The organism is Flaviaestuariibacter amylovorans (assembly GCF_039541815.1).
GTDB lineage: Bacteria > Bacteroidota > Bacteroidia > Chitinophagales > Chitinophagaceae > Flavisolibacter > Flavisolibacter amylovorans.
In genome coordinates this window covers 428,690-449,024 of the sequence record NZ_BAABGY010000008.1, presented here as the reverse complement: position 1 = coordinate 449,024, position 20,335 = coordinate 428,690, and the positions used below count along the sequence as shown (strand labels likewise).

The window sequence follows — 20,335 nt, the reverse complement described above, 5'->3', positions numbered from 1 at the left end:
TCTATTGGTCTATTAGTCTATTGGTTTATTGGTTTATTGGTAAGGGTCGCTCCGGAAGCGACTTTTCTTATAGGTACCGACCCTACCTGGCGCTGATACACGCGAGGGCCCGAAAATGCAATAATTCTATGTCTGGGTGCAGGTAGGGACGACCGAAGCTCACCGGTTCGACCTTCCCGGAATAGGAGATTTGAAATCCAGGCTCCGAGCTCCCACCGTCGTGCGTCAGCCGAAATCTGAAATCTGAGATCTGAGATCCGAAATCACTTCCTCCGCAGCTGGTTGTAATCCAGAAAATAGATGACCCGTAGCGTGAACTCGTTGGCATGAGGCAGCTCGAAGGTGCGCGTGAGGTTGCGGCCGTAATCGCGGTACTTGATGCCGTCGATGGCGGTGGTGGCACTGAGCGAGTTCTTCCAGCCGAGGATGATGCGGCTGCCCGGGCGGAAATCCCAGGTGTAAAAGGCGTCGAGGTTGAAGATGTTGAAGTTCTGATCCTGCCCCGGGATGAAGGCGATGGGGCCGAGGTCGCCGCGTGCGTTTACTTTGAAGAAGTTGAGGTAGTGCACCTGGCTCCAGTAGTGGCGGGCGCGCAGCGTCAGGTTCATCCGCGGCGTGAAGTTGTAGATCCCCGACAGCACCGACGTCAGGTCCTTATAGTCGCGGTAGCCCACGATGCCGGGATCGGACTGGTAGGCCGAGCCGATCTGGAGCTTGTCGTGCTGGCGCGACACGTCGAGGCTGAGGAGAAAGCGGTTGGAGAAGCGGTAGCGGATGCCGTTGCGGACCTCGTAATACGGGCTTTCGGCCAGCGTGCTGTGCTCATAGCCGAAGCCGAAGCTGACGAACAGCTTGCGCCGGCTGTCGGAGGATCCGTTGATATTGCCGTAATAGAAGGCCGGCCGGCGCAGGCGGTAGTTCATGTTGCGCAGCTCGAAGAAGTCGGTCTGCACACCCGGAACGGCGCCGAGGGTAAGGCCGATGTCCCAGAAGTTATGGAACACCAGGTAGCCGCTGGCCACCGCTTCGAAGGAAGAAAACGCATAAGGCTTATACAGGTTGCTGTGGTACAGGTTCAGCCCGTAGTTATACGTAATGAACCGCTTCGTGGGCGTAAACTCGGTGAAGTGCACGCCAGCGCTGTAATTGACCTCGTTGGGCGCCTGCAGGTAGCCCAGGTCGTTGGGGTCGTACTTGTCCGACTCGAGGTTGACCTGCCCGAACCAGCGCCAGCGGCCGCTTACCTTGCCGAGGCGCAGCCGCGCGGCAAAGCCGTCGTAAGGCTTCAGGTAACGCTGCCCGTTGCGGGTGATGGTGTCGGTATTGGTGTAGTACGCGGGCGTCCAGTAGGTGTAGCTGAAGATGTGGCTGCTGCGCAGCGAGCCGCTCAGGGCATAGGTGTTGGAGCGGTTGAACAGCGACCAGTCGAGCGCGCTCGTGTTGGCGTCGCGGGCAGCGCCGGCCCGAACCACCGAGGCGTTGGTGAAGGTCACCGAGGAGCGCTGCGAAAAAGCCTGGTCGAGCACGAAAAGGTTGTAGTTGGTAAGCGGCTCCGTCTCGACACGCAGTTCCTCCTTCGTAGCCAGGTTGCGCACCCGCGCCTCCATGGGCGCCGTCACGGCATTGAAGACGCCGATGCCCAGCTTGCGGTCGGTGCGGCCCGAGAACTTGATGGCGTTATAGAGTTGCGTCACGGAAGGGTTGCGGACGATCTCCCAGGCCGATGCATCGCGGTAGGTATTGTTTACGCGGCTATAGCCCGAGGGCAGGGCGCCGATGCGGCGCGAGTAAAAGATCCCGGACTTGTTGAACAGCTCGGTACCCTCGGTGAAAAAGGGGCGGTTCTCCTGGAAGCGGATCTCGTAGGGCGTCAGGTTGTTGACGATATTATCGGAGATCACCTGTCCGAAGTCGGGGATCAGCGTAGCATCGAGGGTAAAGCTCTTGTTGACGCCCCACTTGACGTCCATGCCCCCGCTGCGCAGCACCTCGGTGCGCCGGGCACTGCCTTCCGGGTTGAAGCGCACGCCGCCCGACACGTAGGGTGAAAGCGAAAGGCGCAGCGGCGACCGGATGGCCTGCAGGCCTTCGAGCAGCCCGAACTGGTTTACGAAGCCGTTGACGCTCGGGTTGACAGGATTCCAGTAGTCGTTGCTGTTGTCGCGGCGGGTAAAGCGCAGGAACTGGAGCCCCCACGACTGCGCGTCCTTAGCGGTAAAGCGGAGCGAGATGTAGGGGATCCGCATTTCTACGGTCCAGCCGTCGGGCCGCATCGCCGTCGCGCTCTGCCACACAGCATCCCAGGTCTTGTCGCCGTCCGAGGAGGCTCCCCCGAGGCGGGCATCAGTCTGCACGTTGGCCGAGGTAACGCCAAACTGGAAGCCGTTCTGGTGGTCGCGGTAGGTGTCGAAAAAGACGGAGAAATAATCCACGTCCTGGCGGCTCTCCCCGTCGCGGGGCGTCAGCTGGCGGCGCACCAATTTGGGATTGTCGTAGAGATAGGCCGACACATAGAGCGCGGCATCGTCGTACAGGATGCGGACGATGCTCCGGCGCTCCGACTGCTTTCCGAATACGGGGAAGTTCTGGATGAAATCGGTAGCTACGGCCGCGGAGGCCCACACGGTATCGGAGAGGTCGCCGTCGATGCGGGGCGGGTGCGCCGTGCGGGTAGCCGACAAGGTACGCTGTTGGGCCAGCAGGTTCAGCGGGATACAGATCAGCAGTAAAAGAAGGCTCCTCAGCATGCAGGCGCGGCGTCAGGTTTGGTCGGTAAATATAGGGGCTTCGGCCCAAACGGGGCCTCCGGAAAGGGTCCGGGGCTGCAGCAACCCTAGTCACCGGCATAAAAAAGCCCCGACGCCGGGGGCGTGAGGCGTGATGCGTCAGGCGTGAGGAGAAAACTCCGAAAGCTGTCTGCTCGTGTTTCCGGGATGATCCGGTAAACCTCCGCAGGACTTCCGTTTAGTTGATCTTCTTCTTCAGCACGCTCACCTGCTGCTGCAGGTTGGTGACGAGGGAGGCGATCTGATTCACGTCCCAACGCTGTTGCTGGTTGGCGCGGGAGATGATCATCTGCGCCTGCCACACCTCCACGATGTCTTCGGCGGACACGGTATAGGGCTGGTAGGCCGGGTTATCGGAAATGAGCGTGTACTTGTTCTTGGAGCGGTTGTTCTTCGCCATCCGCTTGTAGACGATGCCTTCGGTCTTGGACACCACGATGTAGGTCTGGTTGGTCTTGACGTCGTCGAGGCTCTCCACCTTCTCCCCTACGATCACCGAGCCGGTGGGCGTCGGCATCATGGAGTCGCCCACGATCTCGAAGGCGCGGTAGTCGCCGCCGGCGAGCATGGGGAGGGTAAAGGTGTTGAGCTCATCGATGAACTCGGGGTCGGAGTAGCCGGCGAGGTAGCCGGCGGCGGCTTTCACCGGAACGAAGGCAATGTCGGCACGGCCGGCGGACAGCTTCTGGGCACGGCGGCGGGAGATGTAGGTACCCTTGCTTTCGCTGAGGTCCTTGCGCAGGAGTTCGTCGAGCGACAGCTTGAACAGGTCGGCCACCACCTCGAGTACGTCGATGCGGGGATCGGCGCGCTCCTCTTCATAGGCGCCCAACAGGGAGCGCTTGATGTGAAGTTTGTTGGCGAATTCTTCCTGTGTCCAGCCGCGCAGCTTACGCAGGTATTTCAGGTTCTTGTTGGAGAGGCCCATGCAACTAACTTATTTAGCCGCAAAATACTAATTAATTTAGAACCACAAATTTTTTTGCCGGGCTCCACGCCGAATTTCCGCGCCGGTCCCGATGGGCTCTTTCCACCGCGCCGCGCAGGGAACCGGTGCCGCACATACGATTTCCGGGGCGAAAGCGTTATTAAGGGCAACCGGCCTGCGGCGGGGCGGCCGCTCCTTTTTCAACTCTTCTTTGCAAGGCATGAAAAATGCAGGAATTTCGGCGCACGAAAGCAACAAACGAATGACCCAAGAGAAAAAGACCCCGGTGATCCTGGTTACGAACGACGACGGCGTCACCGCCCCCGGCATACAGAACCTCGTAGAAGCGATCAAGGACCTCGGCAAGGTGGTGGTGGTAGCGCCCGACAAGCCGCAATCGGGCATGGGCCATGCCATCACCATCGGCCTGCCCCTGCGCCTCCACAAGGTGCAGTATTTCGGACCCGATATCGAAGCGTACCAGTGCACGGGCACGCCGGTCGACTGCGTGAAGCTGGCGGTGGACAAGGTGCTGCACCAGAAGCCCGACATCTGCATCTCGGGCGTCAACCACGGCGCCAACCACAGCATCAACGTGATCTATTCGGGCACGATGTCGGCGGCCGTGGAAGCCGCTATCGAAAGCATCCCGGCCATCGGCTTCTCGCTGCTCGACTACAGCCTCGAGGCCGACTTCAGCGCCGCGCGCAAGTACGCGCGTATCCTCGTGCAGCAGCTGCTGGCCGCGCCCCCCGACAAGCACACGGTGCTGAACGTGAACATCCCGATCGGCAAGCCTGAGGACATCAAGGGCATCAAGGTGTGCCGGCAGGCCTATGCCAAGTACGAGGAAGATTTCCTCGAGCGCAACGACCCGCACGGCCGCAAGTATTACTGGCTCACGGGCGAGTTCGTTAATTTCGACGAAGGCACCGATACCGACGTATGGGCGCTGGCCAACAACTATGTGAGCGTGGTGCCGGTGCAGTTCGACCTCACCCATTACAAACAAAAAGAGCAACTTGAAAACAGCTGGAACATTTTTTCTTAAGCGCGACGACTGGCGCCTTGGCGTGGTCCTGGGCATCCTCGCGCCACTCCTGATCTTTTTGATCATCTACAAGATCCGGTTCGACTTCATGGACCTCGGCGAGTTCATCGCCGCGCTCTTCAAGGAGCGCAGCATCATCACCTTCGTCGGTGTGTGGTGTACGCTCGGCAACATCGCGCTGTTCACCTACTACACCAACACCGACCGGCACCTCACCGCCCGCGGGCTCTTCATCGTGACCGTGGTCGTCGGCATCGGCGTGCTGCTCGTGAAAGCGCTGATTTAATGTGGTAATGGGTTAATGTGCTGATGTGCTAATGCGCCCGCGTCTGAAACCGTCCAAAGAACTTGGACGGGAGTTTGATCCCTATTAGCACATTAACTAATTAGCACATTAGCACATTATCTTGCGCCTATGAAGTACTACCTCATCGCAGGGGAAGCATCCGGGGACCTGCACGGCAGCAACCTGGTGAAGGAGCTGCGCCGCCGCGACCCCGGTGCGGTGCTCCGCGGCTGGGGCGGCGACCTTATGGAAGGCGCGGGCGTCACACTCGTGAAGCACTACCGCTACCTCGCGTTCATGGGCTTCATCGAAGTGCTGCGCAACCTGCGCACGATCCTCAATAACCTTAAATTCTGCAAGGAAGATATTGCGGCCTTCAAGCCCGACGTGCTCGTGCTGATCGACTACCCCGGCTTCAACCTGCGCGTGGCCGAGTGGGCGAAGGCACAGGGCATCAAGGTCGTGTACTACATCTCCCCGCAGGTATGGGCCTGGAAAGAGAGCCGCGTGAAGAAGATCCGCCAGGTGGTCGACAAGATGCTCGTGATCCTGCCCTTCGAGGAGCACTGGTACCGCGATCGCTGGGAGTACCAAGTCGAATTCGTGGGGCACCCGCTGATGCAGGTGGTGCAGGAATTCCTGGCCGGCTTCCGGCCCGAGGCCGAGTACCTGAAGCCGGTGATCGCGCTCCTGCCCGGCAGCCGCCGCCAGGAGGTGGCCATCAAGCTCCCGGTGATGCTGGCTGCCGCAAAATCCTTTCCCGGCTACCAGTTCGTGGTGGCGCGTGCCACCGCCCTCGACGATGCCTTTTACGAGGAGCTGCTGCGCGATCATCCGGGCGTGCTGTCGGTCAAGAACGACACATATGCGCTGCTGGCACAATCCACCGCTGCCCTCGTGACCTCCGGCACCGCTACGCTCGAGACCGCCCTCTTCGGCGTGCCGCAGGTGGTGTGCTACAAAGGCTCCAGCATTTCGTACCAGATCGCGAAGCGCCTGGTGAAGATCAAGTACATCTCGCTCGTAAACCTGATCATGGACAAGCCGGTGGTCACGGAGCTCATTCAGGGCGAATGCACGCCGCCCAACGTGGTGCGTGAGCTGGAAGCGCTGCTCCACAACGAGGCGCGCCGCGCGCAGGTGAAGAATGACTATTATGAGCTGAAGCAACTGCTGCAGCAGGGCGGCAACGCATCGGCGAAAGCCGCGGAGGCCGTGCTGGAGGTCGTGAAGCGGTGATCGGGAATTTGGAATGGATCTTTGTGTTGTCAAGACGGCGGGCGTTTCGAAGCTGACCCGCGAGGCGTCAGAGGTGAAGGACGCAGGTCTCAAAGAAGGCCTCTCGAACAGCATAAGGATTTTCCCGTTTACACCTATAGCAACGAATGCATCCCGGTGGGATGCGCGCTACCAAAAAAGATAGCGCCAGAGGGATGATCAAACGTAAAAAAAGGTGCCCGTTTTTATCAGACATTGGAAGGTGCGTTACGTCGCTTGCCTTTTCGACCGGTCCTTTATCCCTTTAGCGAGCACCCCTACGGGGTGCTTAGGCGTTTTTGTCTATGCCCTTCCCGGGCATTTCATGCCGGGATCCCGAATGCGCATCCCTACGGGAAGCATTCTATGACGGCACAGCGATTCCGCCGCCCGTTGCGAAGCAGTTGGCGCAGACGCCCGGAATGCACTCATCGCCAAAGGTTATCAGCAACAGGAGCCTCCTATGACCATGTAGGATGAAGCAATAGTGAATGGCGCGCTCACGGTTTATGGCACGCAATAGGACGATGCCCTATTCACGATTGCCGATTGCCGATTCCCGATTCCCGATTCCCGACCTCACCGCCGCACGATCAGCTTCACGGCCAGGATCACCAGGCAGAGCAGGAACATCAGGATGCTGATGCGGTTGATGCCGTGCATATAGCGCACCCACTGCGTCTTCGGACGACCCGGGTCAGGCTTTCGGAGATAGAGGTATTCGGCGATCTGTTTCCATACACCCATAACGAAGCACAAATTTTAGTGGCGACACAAAGGTCGGCAAGGCGCAAACAAGCGGGCAGGGAAATGGTTGGCTGCCGCGTCAGGGAGCAGGGGTATAACGCAGGCCACCGGCATCGTTCCTGCCCCGCAAATTATTGCTGTCGGGCGACGGCGAAGGCGGATACGTGCGTTCCAGCTTGCGGCGCTTCAGGGCCGATTTTTTCTTCGGCTCGGCAGCCGGATGATGTGTCAGGGGCTCCGAAACGGGCCATTGGGTAAACCGTGTTTTCATAGCAATTCCTCCGATAAAAATTGGACTCAGGATCGGGTCACAAGTTAAGGGAGGAGCTATGGATGAGCAAGGCTTTAAGAAATTTTTTAGTCGGAATGGCGTCCCGAAACGACGGCGCCCCCGAATTCCCGGGCAACGCAGGAAAAAGCCAATCGTTGTGCGGTGCGGCGGAACAAGCAACTGCAGGAACGTCCTTCTTGCGTGTGTTTCGCCTTCCCAAACTTTGTACTTCCCATCAGCCGACCACCCCCTTCCCATCCCTTGCTGGAAGAGCAGTAGCGCACACGCCACCAGGTTCCTTATTCCCTGTTCCCTGTTCGATATTCCCTGTTCCCTGTTCGATATTCCCTCCCCTCCTCACGGCAAAAACCGGTACTCGCCATCCTCCAGCTTCCGCATCCCGTCGGCCAGCACTTCCTCCGGCGTGCGCATGCTGTTGTAGCGCAGGCGCATCGACGCGGCGTAGCCATCGAGGTCGGGGAACAGGGAGGCACGGTTCAGGTTCATCCGCTGCAACTCGCGCAACACCTGCTTTTGCAGCACCGCGGGCAGCTCGATCTTGAGCACCGCCCGCTCCATCTCGGTGCCCAGGAAGCGCAACTGCTCCATAAAGGGCTCGGCCGCGCGGCCGGTGCTCACGAAGGTGGACTGCTGCAGCGAATAGCGCCGGTTCATCCGGAAGGGTTCTACCGGGAACACGAGGCTACAGTGGTTGCCGTGAAAGATCTTTTCGAAGAGGGTCTCGTTCACGATGTTGCGGCTTGCCTCGAGCTCGCGGCCGTACTGCGCCCGCAGCGCCTCCAGCGAGCGCTGCTTCAGGTAGTGGATGTTGATGGCCCAGATGGCGACGTTGCCCCCGCCTTCGGCGAGGGCGATCTCGAAGGCGAAATAAGCGGCGATGAAGGGCGACTTCGTGAAGTCGAGGAGCCGGGTGGGCGCGCCGTGGTGCTGCATCAGCGCCAGCCATTCGATGAGGTGCTCCGGGATCTGGTCGCGCGTAAGGTAGTTGCGCGCGCCCCGCTGGAATTCGGCCATGAACTCGGCCTCGATCTCCGGGCGGAGGCGGATAAAATCGGTGCGCTCGATGGTATTCTGGAGGTCCCATGCCGCTTCGGCCTGGCCCCGGAATACCCAGTTCTCGGAGAGTTTGTCTACAAGGTTGCGGAAATCGCTCCAGTGCGTAAGTGCGATCGTAGTGTACAAAGCGTCCATCACCGGCATTACTCAAAATCCCGCGCCAGCCGCCCCCACCCGCTCGTACAGCACCGGCCGCCCCCTGCCCCCCAGCGGTTCCCAGAGCCCCTCCCCCGCCCGGCTACCCCCGGATCGGGCCAGGCGGCCGGATGGCCCTATATTTGTGTATTCAGTACACATTAGGAGCCGTGGCCTGAAATTAGTGCGTCCATGGCCATTCCCGGTTGCCTTCCTGCTATGTGTATGAAACCGCCCCTGGTTGGGTGCGGCAAAAAGGAAACTATGCGCGAACGGACATCCAACATAGCAAGAACTAACCCCACGTACCGGGTGGCTGTCAGCGGCCTCTTCTTCCTGCAGGGCCTTTGCTTTGCCAGCTGGGCATCGCGGATCCCCACCATACAGGCTTCCCTGCACCTTTCCCACACGGCGCTCGGCGCCCTCCTGCTGGCCCTGCCCGTGGGCTCCCTGCTCGGGCTGCCCCTGGCCGGCGCCCTCGTGACCCGCTTTGGCAGCCGCCGCGTCGTATCCTGGGCCCTCGTTCTGTATGCTGCCCTCCTGTTGTGCATCGGCGCCGCCACCACCGTACCCGCCCTGCTGGCCGTACTGGTGGGCTTCGGCCTCGTGGGCAACACGGCCAACATCGCCATGAACACGCAGGCCGTGGGCGTGGAGGCCCGCTACCGGCGCCCGATCATGGCCTCTTTCCATGGCCTCTGGAGCCTGGCCGGCTTCACTGCCGCCGGCATCGGCACCTATATGATCGGGAACGACATCCGGCCCCTCGCCCACTTTGCCGGGGTGGCGGCGTTCATCCTGGTCGGGCTGGCTGCCTGCCTGGCGCGGCTGCTGCCCAACGAGGAGCGCCCCTCCGGGCCGCAAAAGCTTTTTACCTGGCCCGGCAAGCCCCTCCTCCGGCTCGGGCTGCTGGCCTTCTGCTGCATGCTCGCCGAAGGCTGTATGTTCGACTGGAGCGGCATCTACTTCGAGCGGGTGGTGCAGGCGCCTGCCGCCTGGGTGGGTGCGGGGTACACGGCCTTCATGGCCACCATGGCCACGGGCCGCTTCCTCGCCGACGGGGTCGCGCAGCGCCTCGGCTTTTCACGCACCGTGCAGCTCAGCGGCGCGCTCATTACGGCCGGGCTGCTCCTCTCCGTAACGGTTCCTGACCTACCTTACGCGATCGCAGGCTTTTTGCTGGTGGGCTTCGGTGTGTCGTCGGTAGTGCCGCTCGTTTTCAGCGAGGCCGGCCGCACGGCCACCGGCGCACCGGGCATCGCGCTGGCAGCGGTATCGAGCATCGCCTTCTTCGGCTTCCTGAGCGGTCCGCCGCTCATCGGCTTTATCGGCGGGCTCTTCGGACTCCGGGTGTCGTTTGCCGGGATCGCCGCCGTAGGCCTACTGGTGCTGCTGCTGGCCCGCACCTACCGCCCCGCTGAAAAGCAACGGGCCCAACCTAAAACTGTAACGCATGAACCCGAAGCTACCCTATCATAATCCCGATACCAGCATACCCGATTGGGGCCCTTACCTGAGCGAGCGCCAGTGGGGCACCGTACGCGAAGACTATAGCGGCGACGGCAACGCCTGGGGCTACTTTCCCTTCGAGCACTCCCATTTCCGGGCCTACAAGTGGGGCGAGGACGGGCTCGCCGGCATCTCCGACCGCCAGCAGCAGCTGTGCTTCGGCATCGCACTATGGAACGGGCGCGACCCCATCCTGAAAGAGCGCCTCTTCGGACTCCACAACTACGAGGGCAACCACGGAGAGGACGTGAAGGAGCTGTATTACTACCTCGACAACATGCCCGACCACGGCTACATGGAGTTCCTCTACAAATACCCGCAGCTGGAATTCCCGTACGAGGGGCTCAAGTCGGCCAATGCCGCGCGCGGCAAGCTGGACCCCGAGTACGAGCTGCTCGACACGGGTATCTTCAACGACGACCGCTATTTCGATGTGCACATCACCTATGCGAAGGAAGGCCCCTCGGACATCTTCATCCGCATCGAGGTACACAACCGCTACCACCGCGCGGCCGACCTCACCGTACTGCCCACCCTGTGGTTCTCAGGACACACCATCGAGCAGTATGCACCCCTGCGCCCGAAGCTGTCGCGAGGCACCCAGGGAAGCCTACGGGCCCTGCACCCCGACCTCGGCGAGCGGTTCCTGTATTTCTACGGAGAGGCGCCTGCGTGGATCACCGAGAACAGCACCAACTTCGGGCGCCTCAACGGCGACGGCCCCAACGACCCCTTCTGCAAGGATGCCTTTCACAATGCGATCATCGGCGGCACTGGCACCGAGGACCTCGCCAATCGGGTGAGCGGCACCAAGGCCGCCTTCGTACAGAAGTGGCGGGTGCCGGCCGGCGGCGTACGCACCATCTTCGTGCGCCTCACCGATACGCTGCAGGACGTGCCCTTCGAGCCAGGATTCCTCGCTGTATTCGCCCGCCAGAAGGCCAAGGCCGACGCCTACTACAAGAGCCTCCTCCCCGACCCCGTTTCCGACGACCTGCGCCGCCTCCACCGCCAGGCCGTGGCCGGGCTGCTCTGGAGCAAGCAGTTCTACAATTTCGACGTGGAGCGCTGGCTGCACCAGGGCGACGGCATCATGCCCGCCATCCCGCAACGCCTCACCGGGCGCAACCACGACTGGCAGCACCTCAAGAACCACGACATCATTGCGATGCCCGACAAGTGGGAATACCCCTGGTACGCCGCCTGGGACCTCGCCTTCCAGTGCATCGCCCTTGCCGATGTGGACCCCGCCTTCGCCAAGCAGCAGCTCCTGCTCGTGATGCGCGAGTGGTACATGAAGCCCGACGGGCAGCTGCCGGCCTACGAGTGGAACTTCTCCGACGTGAACCCGCCCGTGCACGCCTGGGCCGCCTACGAGGTCTATTCGATCGAGCAGCGCAAGACCGGCACCGGCGACATCGCCTTTCTCAAGAAGATCTTCCAGAAGCTGCTCATCAACTTCACGTGGTGGACGAACCGCAAGGACCGCAACGGCAACAACATCTTCGAAGGCGGCTTTCTCGGCCTCGATAATATCGGTGTATTCAACCGGAGTCATTATGCCGGCCACATGCACCTGGAGCAGGCCGACGGCACGAGCTGGATGGGCACCTATGCGCTCGACATGATGGACATCGCGCTCGAGATCGCACGCCACGACCCCACCTTCGAGGATACGGCCACCAAGTTCTTCGAGCACTTCGTGCTCATCGCCGAATCGCTCAACGAGCACCACCTCTGGAACAAGGAGGACAAGTTCTTTTATGACGTCCTCTCCATCGACGGATCGGAACCTATTTCCCTGCGCATCAAAAGCATCGTGGGCCTTACGCCGCTCTTCGCCGTATCTACCATCAGCCGCGATACGCTGCAGCGCCTCCCCGACTTCCTGCGGCGTACCACCTGGTTCGAGAACTACCGAAAGCAGAACAACAAATTCTGGCCCAACGAGGAGCGGGGCGAAGGCGAAGAGATCCTGCTGTCGCTGGTGAAGCGCGAGCGCCTCGTATTTCTACTGGAGCGCATGCTCGACGAGTCGGAATTTCTCTCGCCCGGGGGCATCCGCGCGCTCTCGCAGGACCACCGCGAGCACCCGTACTCGGTAACGGTGGACGGCAACGTGTACAGCATCACCTACGACCCGGGCGACTCCACCTCGGAGATCTTCGGCGGCAACTCCAACTGGCGCGGCCCGGTATGGATCCCGATCAATTACCTCATCATCCGCTCGCTGCGCCGCTACGGGCAGTTCTATGGCGACAGCCTGCTGGTGGAATACCCGGCCGGCTCCGGCGAGAAGATGACCCTGTGCGCGGTGGCGGATGCGCTCACCGAGCGCGTCATCTCGCTGTTCACCCGCAATGAGCACGGCGACCGGCCCTGCTATGGCGCCTACAACGAGTTCTACCGCCGCGTGGGCAACGAGCACCTGGTGCTGTTCTACGAGTACTTCCACGGCGATACGGGCTCCGGCCTCGGCGCGAGCCACCAGACTGGCTGGACGGCCCTCATCGCCGAGCTGATCAAGGACCATTGCGCGTCGAAAGCAGCTGCCCCGCAGGAACTGGAGACGATGTCGTAGAGCGTCAAGCGTCAGGCGTGAGGGAGAGCATCGCTAGGATCGGAAAGTTCTGCCCGCCTTTAAAAGAAACAGGCACACCGGATGGTGTGCCTGTTTCTTGTTCAACCCCGGCTACGTGCTACAGGAAATGAACAGTTGTGAAGATGGCCCGCTCGCCTGCTCACCCGCTCACGCTTGACGCCTCCCGCTAAAAAAGGTAGGCCACCCGGAGGCGCGCGGCGAAGGGGTTGCCCGGCGTGAAGTGCAGCTCGTTCACGGGGGCGGCCTCGTTGCGCAGCCGCGACTCGGTAGCGAACTGGGCTTCGTTCCATTCGGCATCGAAGAGGTTTTCGATCACCACGCCGGCCTCGAAGCGCTTCGCTGTGTATTGCAGTGCGGCGTCGGCCACGAAATAGCCGTGGGCCACGATGCTGTTGTCTTCGTTGGCGGGCCGGTTGCGGAGGTAGCGGTAGCTGAGGCTGCCGTTGAGGCCGCGGTCGTGCTTGAAAAAGATGCCCCCGTTGCTGCTCAGCACGGGCGCCAGCGGAATATAGTCGGCACCCTTGGGCTCGTCGAGGGCTCGCGGGCGCGTCGCATTCAGGTTCACGTTCACGAACCAGTAGCGCCCGGCCTGCCACCGCGCCTGCAGGTCCACACCGCGGCGCAGCGTGCGGCCGCTCGGCTCCACGATGCCCTCGTCGCCCACATACACGAACTCCTGCTCCAGGAACAGGGTCCACGCGGTGAGGCCGAAAAAGAGCCTGGGTGCGGGCTTCCACTGGAGTCCGAGGTCGGCGCCCCAGGCAGCGGGCAGCACGTCACGAGTGGGCGCACCGAGCAGTACGCGCGCATCGTTGGAATGAAAGCCCTTACCCCCTTTCGCCACGAGCTGCAGCTGCGCATTCCACTCATACTGCACACTGAGCTTTGGCTGCAGCAGGCCGCCGGAACGTGCCGAACTGCCACCGGCGCGATCGTCGCGGTAGCGTGACCAGAGCCCGTCTACCCGCAGGCCACCTTCGAGCAGCCAGCGGCCGGCCCGCCATTGCTGCGCCGTATAGGCAAACGCATTGGCCTCGCGCACGGCGCCACGCTGCAGGTCTTCGAGCAGCGTGCGTTGTTGCTGGCGCTGGAGCCTTGTTTCGGGCACCGCATCGTAACGGATGCCGGTGCCCCAGGTGGAGCGCAGCGTACCATTCCCGAGCGCCCGTTTCCGCACGAAGCGCGAATGCAGGCCCAGCAGGTCGCGGCGCTCGCGCTGGTTGATGCCGTCGCCGCGCACCGGGTCGTTCAGGAAGAAGGTGAAGTTGGAGTAGAGGTTGAAATCATAGAGCGTGTAATAGAAGCGGTGCTCGGAGTAGCGGTCGCTGCCGTTCCGGTGCAGCCACAGGAGGTTGAGGTTCTGCCGCGACGTATTGCCGCCCTCGGTAGGATCGATGGCCCCGAAGCGGCTCATGCCGACATCGACCGCTCGTTGCGGGATCTGGCCCGAGGCATCCCACGAAGAGCCGAACGTGGAGGCACTCACCGTCAGCTCGTCGCGCTGGCCCAGCGGGGTGTGGTATTTCGCAAAGAGGTTGATGCGGTGAAAGTCCTGCGGCTGCAGCGTAGGCCCATTGGTGTAGTAGTATTCACCGGCCACGTAGGCACTGCGCGACGCGTCGGCCCGCAGCAGGTTGGCGAGCACGAGTGCGCGGGCCGTGCCGAAGCGGCCTGCCTCCAGCTGCACCCGGCTCGCAGGCAGGGTGCGATAGGTCGAAAGGTCGATCTGCCCGGCCGTGGAGAAGTTGCCCTGCGTAGCACCATAGGGACCAGGTGCGAAGTCGACGGTCGACACGGTTTCCGGGATCACGAAGTGCGCGTCGGCATAACCCTGCCCGTGCGCATGCGACACCATGTTCACCGGCATGCCGTCCACGTTCACCGCCACGTCGGTGCCGTGGTCGGAGTCGAAGCCGCGCAGAAAGATCTGCTCGGCCTTGCCGCCGCCGGCATGTTGTGCGATGATGAGGCCCGGGGCGGTGCGCAGTAGCTCCTGTGTGTTGATCACCGGGCGCACCAGGCCATCCACGCGGGTGAGTTGCCGGAAGGGTACCACGGCGCTGGTGGCGAGGGTGAGCTCCTGGAGGCTCACCTCCTGCGGCTGCAGCCGGATCAGGGGCTCGGTGCCGGCCTGCAGCGTGAATTGCACGGGGCTATAGCCCACATACGATACCGTTACCTGCGCGGAGGTCTTACCGTACGAAAACTGAAAACGTCCCGTAACGTCGCTCGACACGCGCAGGGGGCTCCCGGCTATTGAAACCGTGGCCAGTTCGAGCGGCAGCCCGCCACCCAGGATGCGGCCGCGGAACACGTGCTGTGCGCCCGCGCCCGAAGCAGAAAGGCAGCAGGAGAGTAAAAGCAGGATTCTCAGGAGGGCCATGCGTCAAAATTCGGCAATGGCCACCTGCCGGGAACACCATTCATGGAATCAGCATTGCTTTCAGCGAAAAGTATGCACGAGCCCTGGCAGCACCTGCCCGTAGGCATACGACAGGCGAAACGAGGTGCGGGATCGTACCCCGGCGCCCGCTTGTGAAGCTGCATAGCGTTTGTAGTTGCGTACCGTGAGCCTGCCCGTGAGGTAGCCGAGCGCCGCCCCGGCCAGCACGTCGGTGGCCCAATGCCTGTTCTCGGTGATGCGGCTCAGTCCCACGAGGGTGGCCACGGAATAGGAAAGAACGGGCACCCACTTCCGGTCGGGGTACATTTCGGCAAACACCGTGGCGGCGGCAAAGCTGACCGTGGTATGGCCCGAAGGAAAGGCGCTGTTGGTGCTGCCGCCGCCCGGGTTCGGCGGTGTTTTATAGAAGGGCCCGAAAAAGCGCGGGCTCACTTCCTGCGTATTCGGATCGGTGATATACGGCCGCTGCCGGCCCGTGAGCTTCTTGAGCACGGCAAAGAGTGCGGAGCCGGTGAGGTAGGATTGCGTGGCGAGCAATGCGGCCGTCTGCATCCTGGGCTTTTTGGCGAGGAAACCATATACGCCGATGCCGCCGATCACCATGCCCTCGTAATCGCCACCGAACTCCGTTACCTGTGCGCTGAGGGTACGGAGCGTTCCCGAGCGGTTGCGCCAGCGCACGGCCGCCCGCTGCACCGGCAGGTCGGCAAACGCGAGGGCACCCGCTGCCAGCGCAAACTTGCCGGCATTGCCCCAGTCGCGCCGGCTCATGTGAAAAGGCTTCGTGAACGCGTCGCGCATGTTGCGCAGCAGGAGGCCGCCGTAGGCCCGCGGCGTCAGCCGCACGATCCCCGGTGAGGAAACCAAGGAGTCGCGAAGCACGGAGCTGTCGGCAGGCGGCTGCGCCTGCGTCACCCCAAGCGAGAGGCAGCCGAGCAACAGGAAAAAGGGTCGTTGCAGGGTCGGGAATTTTTGAGGAGGCATGCTCTTGCCCCTCCAAAAAAAATGCCTTAGCCGCTGTTTGAATTAGTTGATAGGCCGGCAAGGCCGCAAGCGGCCTGTTTCGCGCGGCGACGCGGCGCCCCGAAGTTTCGGGGGGCGCCGCAGCGAAGCCGAAATGTGCAACATATTTTTCCTTGCATTTTACTGTCGCAGCGTCGTTGCGCCGTGGCGTGATAAGGCCGCTTGCGGCCGCTTCTCATACTCACTTGAGTGAAGCAACTTTTCAGGCGCCGAGCTCGAGATGCACGAGTCGGCCGAGGCGCTTCAAGGTGTTGTCGAGCTCCGCGTTCCAGATGTGGCCGTAGCTGAGGCGCATGCAATGATGGTATTGCTGCTGCAGCGTGAACATGCGGCCGGGCGTGATGCTGATGCCCTGGCGAATGGCGGCGTCGTAGAGTGAAGCGGTCTGCACACGAGGGTCGAGTTCCACCCAAAGCACAAAGCCACCTTGCGGACGGCTCACGCGCGTGCCTTCGGGAAAGTAACGGCTGACCGCCCGGATGAACTGGAAGGCATTGGCCTGCAGCGTGCTGCGGAGGCGGCGCAGGTGGTGCTCGTAGCGCCCGTTTTCGAGGAAGCTCGCGATCACGGCCTGTGGCAGCGTAGCCGAGGCGATGGAGTGGTAGTGCTTGAGGCGGATGAGCGCCTCCTTGTGCCGCCCGGGCGCCACCCAGCCCACGCGGTAGCCGGGCGCCAGCGTTTTCGATACCGAGCCGCACCAGAGCACGTTGCCGCTCTCGTCATACGACTTGCAGCTGCGCGGACGCGCATCACCGAAATACACGTCGCCGTAGAGATCGTCCTCGATGAGCGGCACGCCGTAGTACTCCAGTATTTCTACGACCTCCTTCTTGTGCGCGTCGGGCATGCAGGAGCCGAGCGGGTTGTTGAAGTTGGGCACCAGCAGGCAGACCTTCACTTTGCCGCCCTTAACCGCTGCCCGCAGCGCATCGGGCTCCACGCCGGTCTGCGGGTGGGTGGGTAGCTCCAGCACATGCAGGCCAAGCGAGCGCGCCAATTGCAGGATGCCGAAGTAGACGGGACTTTCCACGGCGATGGTATCACCGGCCCGGGTGAGCGTCATCAGCGAGAGGCTGAGCGCATTCATGCAGCCGGCGGTGGTCACGATGTCTTCCTCATTCAGGTGCCCCTGCCAGCTGAGCGACCAGCGCGCCACCTGGCGGCGCAGCGGCCGGTAGCCCTGCACCTCCTCGTACCCGGTGCCGGAGCCGGGCAGCTCGCGCATCGCCGCGATCATCGCTTTGTTGAGCTTGGCTACGGGCAGCAGGGCATCGCAGGGCACACTGAGCGAAAGCGGCACAAGGCCCTCCCTGCCCAGCTGGCTGTACACCTTGCGGATCATGTCGTCGGGCTCGCTCACTTCCGACAGCGCCGAAGGCTGGCTCGCACCGGGCACCGGCGGCAGCTGGCGGTGCCAATAGCTCACGTAGTAGCCTGATTGCGGCCGCGACTCGATCAGCGCTTTCTTCTCGAGCTCGAGGTAGGCCTGCAGCACGGTGCTCATGGAGATGCCCTGCTCGCGGCAGAGGCTGCGCACGGAGGGCAGCTTGTCGCCGCACTTCCACACGCCGTCGCGGATCTGCTGCTCGATGCTGCGGGAAAGCTGGAGGTAGCGGAAGTCGGTGCGGGATGGGGAAAGAACGGCCATGGGGGTAACTGTTATGCCCAAAAATATACTTTTTGTATCTGTTCCGGTCGCCGCTCCTCCATCAATTTTGTGGAGCGTCGTCGGGAGGCGTGAAGCGTGAGGAGAAAGTGGTTACGCCTGGAAACTTCACAGCACGCTTCGCGAATCACTACAAGGAGAGCGATCACAGATACAGTAACAAGCTCCGTGTATGTGTTTCGAAAGAGCGTGCGCAGCATCTGCCGGGTGTTGTGTGCGGGCAGGAGCCTTCCACTTGAAGAAACTCCCGCTCACGCCTGACGCCTCACGAATCCGGAGCCTGTCCGATCCGAAGCCCAATGCCACTCATCTAAAAAAATGCCCATGCACCCTGCTCCTGCCACGACCCCTGCCGCACCGGCGTTCGGCAAAGCCTTTTCCGACCACATGCTCCTGGCGCGCTATGCGCAGGGCAGCTGGAGCGATTACGAGCTCCTCCCCTTCGGCAACCTGTCGCTCTCGCCCGCGGCGCTCTGCCTCCACTATGGGCAAACGATCTTCGAGGGCATGAAGGCCTTTCGCCGCGCCGACGGGCGTATCTCGCTCTTCCGCGTGGCCGACCATTACCGGCGACTGTGCCGGTCGGCCGACCGCATGTGCATGCCGCACGTACCGGAAGCGCTGTTCACGGAAGGATTGACGGCATTGGTGGCGAAAGATGCGGCCTGGGTGCCGGAGGACGCCGACGGCGCGCTTTACCTGCGTCCGTTTCTCATTGCCACCGAGGAGCGCTTTGGCGTGGGCGTATCGGAAGAGTACCTGTTCCTCGTGTTCACGGGGCCGGTGGCCGGGCTTTACCCGAGGCCGCTGCACGTGAAGGTGGAAGACCGCTACATCCGCGCCGCTCCCGGTGGCGTGGGTGCTGCCAAATGCGGGGGCAACTATGGCGGCGCCCTCTACCCCACGCAGCTCGCCCGCGCCGAAGGCTTCGACCAGGTGTTGTGGACCGACGGCTCCGACGACCTGCACCTCGAGGAGTCGGGCACGATGAACGTGCTGTTCCGGATCAACGATGTGTTGGTGACGCCGCCACTTTCCGACACGATCCTCGACGGCATCACGCGCGACTCGGTGCTGCAGTATGCCCGCACGCTCGGGATCGCGGTGGAAGAGCGCCGTATCCCGGCAAAGGAATTGGTGGAAGCGCACCGCGCGGGCACCCTGCAGGAAGCCTTCGGCTGCGGCACCGCCGCCGTGGTGGCGCCGCTGGCCTCGATCACCGTACGGGGCGAGCGCCTTGAGCTGCCGCCTCTATCTGAGCAACATTTCTGCATGCGGGCGCGGCGCTACCTCACCGACCTGCGCCGGGGCCTCCTGCCCGACCCGCAGGAATGGAACACGATCGTAATTTGATGGGCGACGGAGATAGAGATTTTCTCTGAATTGACACCCCGGGTGTCCCGCGTGAGGCGTCCGTTAAGTAGCGACTTTCCGATACCAATGAATGTCCTCCTTACGCCTCGGCGCTTCATGCCTCACGACACGGTAGCGTGGCCGTCAATCCGAGGCAGCTTCCCGTGTACCGCACTTAAGCGAGGATGTCTTAACTTAGGGACACCAACCGACCAGACATGAAAAGCATCCTGCCCTCCGGCCTCCTGCTGTTGCTGCTCCTGCTTGCGGACGCTGCCCACGCCCAGAGCAACGCCATCCCCGACTCCGTGCGTACGGTAGCGATCTACTCGTCGAAAAACAACTTCCTCACCGAGTATACGGTCGATACGCTGGTGGCCCACCTCAACCGCTTCAAGAAAAGCAAGCGGGTGCGCTACTTCGTGAACACGAAAGACGATACGCGCAGCGGCTACTATGCGGATCACGTGGTGGACATCGACCTCGACCTGCGCGAGCCCGTGATGGGCCCGCCGCGCTACGAAACGGTGAATGTTTCCCGCCCCACGGTACAGCGCGGGCTCAACCCCGCAACAGGCAACATGGAAAGCCGCGTGGTGTATGTGAACACGCCCGAGCAACGCTATCACCCCGGAACGATGCAGCCCGCCAAGGCGTCCGTGCGGCTGCGGATGCTCGACCGGAAGAACAACCAGAAGGTGACCAAGGACGGCTTCATGTTGCAGCACGAGCAACAGGTAGGCCTTGAGATCAACCTCATCTTGCAGCTTCACCAGATGATCCAGGCCAATTACGACAAGCCCTGAGCGGCATTTTCGATGAGCGACCGTGATTGCTTCGCTGCCATTTTCGCCGGGTGATCCTTAAGATGAAAGCCGGTTTCGCGCATAGGCGCGCAGCGAACGCAAATGACGGGGAGTCCGGGCACGATGTCTGTAGTACCTGTATTCTCGGAAGATGCACCCGGACTCGTCCAGGGAGAACCGAATCTGTCCCATTTAGCCGCTTGCCGCTTTCCCTTTGCGTCCTTGAAGAAAAGCCGCAGCCTTCGGGGGGGGCGCTACCCGTATCCGGAAACGTCGGCCTGTAAACGACCCGCTATCCCCGCACCTGCAGAAAAATCCCTTGCTCTTCCCGAAGCTTCGGGAGCGTAAAAAAACAAGGTCAATGCTGGACCTGTTGCCACATAAAGCACGACTCAAACTGCAATCCAAATACACGTGGCAGCACATTGTTTGCC

General features: G+C 62.0%; 15 protein-coding genes. 7 read left to right on the top strand and 8 right to left on the bottom strand.

The annotated features are described in order from the left end of the window. Positions 1–263: 263 nt before the first annotated feature. Together ABD937_RS15340 and ABD937_RS15335 are read right to left on the bottom strand one after the other, a co-directional pair. Complete coding sequence (locus ABD937_RS15340; protein ID WP_345256639.1) at positions 264–2,747, bottom strand: DUF5916 domain-containing protein; 2,484 nt, start codon at positions 2,745–2,747, stop codon at positions 264–266. 217 nt (positions 2,748–2,964) lie between these two features. After that, the gene (locus ABD937_RS15335) at positions 2,965–3,714 is read right to left on the bottom strand and encodes an XRE family transcriptional regulator (protein ID WP_345256638.1); all 750 of its coding nucleotides are present in this window, start codon (positions 3,712–3,714) and stop codon (positions 2,965–2,967) included. A 262-nt stretch (positions 3,715–3,976) separates the two neighbouring features. On the opposite strand from ABD937_RS15335, the gene surE reads away from it, so the two are divergent. The 3 genes from surE to lpxB all read left to right on the top strand — a co-directional run bounded on the left by surE (position 3,977) and on the right by lpxB (position 6,290). Next, positions 3,977–4,765 (top strand): 5'/3'-nucleotidase SurE, encoded by a 789-nt coding sequence (gene surE / locus ABD937_RS15330; RefSeq protein ID WP_345256637.1) that lies wholly within the window; start codon positions 3,977–3,979, stop codon positions 4,763–4,765. Beyond that, positions 4,737–5,051, top strand: a complete 315-nt coding sequence (locus tag ABD937_RS15325; RefSeq protein ID WP_345256636.1) for a hypothetical protein — start codon at positions 4,737–4,739, stop codon at positions 5,049–5,051. Before surE ends, ABD937_RS15325 begins: the two co-directional genes overlap by 29 nt. A gap of 129 nt (positions 5,052–5,180) precedes the next feature. Further along, positions 5,181–6,290, top strand: a complete 1,110-nt coding sequence (gene lpxB / locus ABD937_RS15320) for a lipid-A-disaccharide synthase (protein WP_345256635.1) — start codon at positions 5,181–5,183, stop codon at positions 6,288–6,290. Between the two features lie 597 nt (positions 6,291–6,887). Here the strand turns inward: lpxB and ABD937_RS15315 are convergent. From ABD937_RS15315 to ABD937_RS15305, 3 genes are all read right to left on the bottom strand, one after another. Beyond that, entirely contained in the window at positions 6,888–7,055 is a 168-nt protein-coding gene (locus tag ABD937_RS15315) for a DUF6728 family protein (protein ID WP_345256634.1), read from the bottom strand. A gap of 79 nt (positions 7,056–7,134) precedes the next feature. Then, the gene (locus ABD937_RS15310; protein WP_345256633.1) at positions 7,135–7,326 is read right to left on the bottom strand and encodes a hypothetical protein; all 192 of its coding nucleotides are present in this window, start codon (positions 7,324–7,326) and stop codon (positions 7,135–7,137) included. Between the two features lie 357 nt (positions 7,327–7,683). Beyond that, the gene (locus ABD937_RS15305) at positions 7,684–8,538 is read right to left on the bottom strand and encodes an FRG domain-containing protein (RefSeq protein ID WP_345256632.1); all 855 of its coding nucleotides are present in this window, start codon (positions 8,536–8,538) and stop codon (positions 7,684–7,686) included. Positions 8,539–8,802: 264 nt separating this feature from the next. Here ABD937_RS15305 and ABD937_RS15300 point away from each other — a divergent pair, with 264 nt between their 5' ends. Then, positions 8,803–10,017, top strand: a complete 1,215-nt coding sequence (locus ABD937_RS15300; protein WP_345256631.1) for an MFS transporter — start codon at positions 8,803–8,805, stop codon at positions 10,015–10,017. Beyond that, a complete protein-coding gene (locus ABD937_RS15295; RefSeq protein WP_345256630.1) occupies positions 9,992–12,628 on the top strand; it encodes an MGH1-like glycoside hydrolase domain-containing protein in 2,637 nt (878 codons plus the stop codon). Before ABD937_RS15300 ends, ABD937_RS15295 begins: the two co-directional genes overlap by 26 nt. Before the next feature lie 187 nt (positions 12,629–12,815). Here the strand turns inward: ABD937_RS15295 and ABD937_RS15290 are convergent, their stop codons facing one another. From ABD937_RS15290 to ABD937_RS15280, 3 genes are all read right to left on the bottom strand, one after another. Beyond that, on the bottom strand, positions 12,816–15,032 hold the full coding sequence (locus ABD937_RS15290) for a TonB-dependent receptor (RefSeq protein WP_345256629.1): 2,217 nt from the start codon (positions 15,030–15,032) through the stop codon (positions 12,816–12,818). 60 nt (positions 15,033–15,092) lie between these two features. Further along, positions 15,093–16,037 (bottom strand): phosphatase PAP2 family protein, encoded by a 945-nt coding sequence (locus ABD937_RS15285; RefSeq protein ID WP_345256628.1) that lies wholly within the window; start codon positions 16,035–16,037, stop codon positions 15,093–15,095. A gap of 241 nt (positions 16,038–16,278) precedes the next feature. Beyond that, on the bottom strand, positions 16,279–17,724 hold the full coding sequence (locus ABD937_RS15280) for an aminotransferase-like domain-containing protein (protein WP_345256627.1): 1,446 nt from the start codon (positions 17,722–17,724) through the stop codon (positions 16,279–16,281). 342 nt (positions 17,725–18,066) lie between these two features. On the opposite strand from ABD937_RS15280, the gene ABD937_RS15275 reads away from it, so the two are divergent. Together ABD937_RS15275 and ABD937_RS15270 are read left to right on the top strand one after the other, a co-directional pair. Continuing rightward, positions 18,067–19,095, top strand: coding sequence for a branched-chain amino acid aminotransferase (locus ABD937_RS15275; protein ID WP_345256626.1), 1,029 nt, complete (start codon positions 18,067–18,069; stop codon positions 19,093–19,095). 218 nt (positions 19,096–19,313) lie between these two features. Then, complete coding sequence (locus ABD937_RS15270; protein WP_345256625.1) at positions 19,314–19,901, top strand: hypothetical protein; 588 nt, start codon at positions 19,314–19,316, stop codon at positions 19,899–19,901. Positions 19,902–20,335: the final 434 nt, after the last annotated feature.